Below are 2729 nucleotides of genomic sequence, written 5' to 3'. Positions count from 1 at the left end.
CGGAGGCCTCCCAGGTCGCATTCCGTCCCGCTCCCAGCATCCGCTGTCCGTCCAGGTCGCACTTCGTCCCGCTATCCCTCGCGAATACCGGGACGAATCGCGACCTGGACAGCCTGCCACAGCGGCATTCACGGACGAATCGCGACCTGGACAGCCTGCCGCAGCGACATTCACCGACGAATCGCGACCTGGATCGGGAGTACATGCCCGAGCAGCCTCCCCGCCTCCCCCACAGCTCCCCTCCGATACCCTGTAATCACTATGCCTACGCCTCGCCTGGTCGCCTTCGACCTCGATGACACGCTCGCCCCGTCGAAGGGCGAGATCGACGTCCGCATCGCGGATCTGCTGCGCGCACTGCTGCAGCGCGTGGACGTGGCGATCATCTCAGGCGGCAACGAGGATCAGTTCCGCACGCAGGTCATCGCCCGGCTCGCCGACACGATGGCATCCGATCTGGCCCGGCTGCACCTGCTGCCCACCTGCGGCACCCGCTACCTGCGGCACGACGGTGCGGCGTTCGCCGCGGTCTACGCCCACGACCTCACCGACCAGGAGAAGTCCGACGCGCTCACCGCCCTGCGGGAGGAGGCCGAGCGCCTGGGTCTGTGGGAGAGCCGCACCTGGGGCGAGATCCTCGAGGACCGCGGATCGCAGATCACGTTCTCGGCACTGGGTCAGCAGGCACCGCGCGATGCGAAGCACGCCTGGGATCCGGACGGCGCGAAGCGGGCCCTTATCCGCGATGCGGTCGCCGCGCGCCTGCCCGGCCTGGAGGTGCGCTCCGGCGGCTCGACGAGCATCGACATCACACGCGCCGGCATCGACAAGGCCTATGGCATGCGCCAGCTCGCCGATCACACCGGCATCCCGCTGGCCGACATGCTCTTCTACGGCGACCGTCTGGACGAGGGCGGAAACGACTACCCGGTGCTCGCGATCGGCGTGCCCTCCGTGCCCGTGGAGGGCTGGGAGGACACGGCGGACAAGCTCGACGAGCTCATCGCCGGTCTGCCGGACCGCGTCGCCCGCTGACGGCACCGGACCCGCGTCCCAGAAGGTGCGGGTGACGAGGCGGCAGGCCGGCCCGTTCTGAGACAGGCCGCGCGCCGTGTCGCAGAAGCGGCCCGCCGCTTCTGGGACACGTCTCAGCGGACGACCGACTCCGCGGCGCCCTCGGCCACCGGCACCAGACGCGCCAGCTGCGTGACGTGCTTGGGCTCGAGCTCGGCCAGCGTGGAGACACCCAGCAGACGCATCGTGCGCTCGATCTCGGTGCGCAGGATCGCGATGGTGCGGTCCACGCCCTGACGCCCGCCGGCCATGAGGCCGTACAGGTATGCGCGGCCGATGAGCGTGAAGTCGGCGCCCAGGGCGACGGACGCCACGATGTCGGCGCCGTTCATGATGCCGGTGTCGACCATCACGGTGAAGTCGCCGCCCACGGCCTTGCGCACGTGCGGAAGCAGTCGGAACGGGATGGGCGCGCGGTCGAGCTGACGCCCGCCGTGGTTGGAGAGCACGATGCCGTCGACGCCGGCATCCTTCAGCCGCACCGAGTCCTCCACGTTCTGCACGCCCTTGATCACGATCTTGCCGGGCCACAGGTCGCGGATGACGGCGAGGTCGTCGTAGCTGATCGTGGGGTCCATGGCGGCGTCCAGCAGCTCGCCGACAGTGCCGCCGGTGGTGCTGAGGGACGCGAACTCGAGCTTGGGGGTGGTGAGGAAGTCGTACCACCACCACGGCCGCGGGATGGCGTTGATGATCGTGCCGAGGGTCAGCTGCGGCGGGATGCTGAAGCCGTTGCGCTTGTCGCGCAGGCGGGCGCCTGCGACGGGCGTGTCGACGGTGAACTGCAGGGTGTCGAAGCCGGCGGCGGCGGCGCGGCGGGTGAGCTCGTAGGAGATCTCCCGGTCGCGCATGACGTACAGCTGGAACCAGTTGCGTCCGTTCGGGTTGGCGGCCTTCACGCCCTCGATCGAGGTGGTGCCGAGCGTGGACAGGGTGAACGGGATGCCGGCGGCTGCCGCCGCTCCGGCGCCCGCGGTCTCGCCCTCGGTCTGCATGAGACGGGTGAAGCCGGTTGGCGCGATGCCGAAGGGAAGCGCGGACGGACCGCCGAGGATCTCGACGCTCGTGTCGACGGTGGGGGCGGGCTTGAGGATGCCGGGGTGGAACTCGACGTCCTCGAAGGCCTGGCGGGCGCGCGCCAGCGACAGCTCGCCTTCGGCGGCGCCGTCGGTGTAGTCGAAGGCGGCCTTCGGCGTGCGGCGCTTGGCGATGGTGCGCAGGTCGTAGATCGTCAGCGCCGCGTCGAGACGGCGCTTGCGTCCGTCGAGCTCGGGCTTCTTGAACTTCATGAGCTCGAGCAGCTCGGCGGGATTGGGCAGCTGGCGCTGGACCATGGTGTTCTCCTCTGGACGGTGCGTGTCAGTGGTCGCCGGGCACGAGCCCCGCGGCGGTGTAGTAGCCGGTGATGTGGTCGTGGACGAGGGTGCGCGCAGCATCCGCTCCGCCCGCCTCGATGGCGTCGACGATGCCGTGGTGCTCCGCGCGCAGCCGTGATGCCATGGCGGCCCAGTCCTCGATGCGCGCCGAGCCCTCCAGCACGTAGGACTCGATCGCGGTGCGCAGGCCCGCCATCATCGCGGCGATGACGGTGTTCCCCGACGCCTCGGCGAGTGCGTAGTGCAGCTCGGCGTCCAGGGCGAGAAACTCAGGGGCGG

General features: G+C 70.1%; 3 protein-coding genes (1 of these 3 only partly in view). 1 reads left to right on the top strand and 2 read right to left on the bottom strand.

Features of this window, described 5'->3' with window-relative positions:
* Positions 1 to 261 precede the first annotated feature (261 nt).
* The gene (locus BGN97_RS18395; protein WP_292704772.1) at positions 262 to 1035 is read left to right on the top strand and encodes an HAD-IIB family hydrolase; all 774 of its coding nucleotides are present in this window, start codon (positions 262 to 264) and stop codon (positions 1033 to 1035) included.
* Between the two features lie 113 nt (positions 1036 to 1148).
* On the opposite strand, the gene BGN97_RS18390 is transcribed toward BGN97_RS18395, so the two are convergent.
* A complete protein-coding gene (locus BGN97_RS18390; RefSeq protein ID WP_292704770.1) occupies positions 1149 to 2408 on the bottom strand; it encodes an alpha-hydroxy acid oxidase in 1260 nt (419 codons plus the stop codon).
* Positions 2409 to 2433: 25 nt separating this feature from the next.
* On the bottom strand, positions 2434 to 2729 hold the end of the coding sequence (locus tag BGN97_RS18385) for a GntR family transcriptional regulator (RefSeq protein ID WP_292704768.1). 400 nt of this gene lie beyond the right edge of the window; only the last 296 of its 696 coding nucleotides appear in the window; its start codon lies off the right edge, out of view; it ends in the stop codon at positions 2434 to 2436.

Origin of the sequence: Microbacterium sp. 69-10, assembly GCF_001897945.1 — a bacterium.
GTDB lineage: Bacteria > Actinomycetota > Actinomycetes > Actinomycetales > Microbacteriaceae > Microbacterium.
This window is presented reverse-complemented; position numbering and strand designations above follow the sequence as displayed.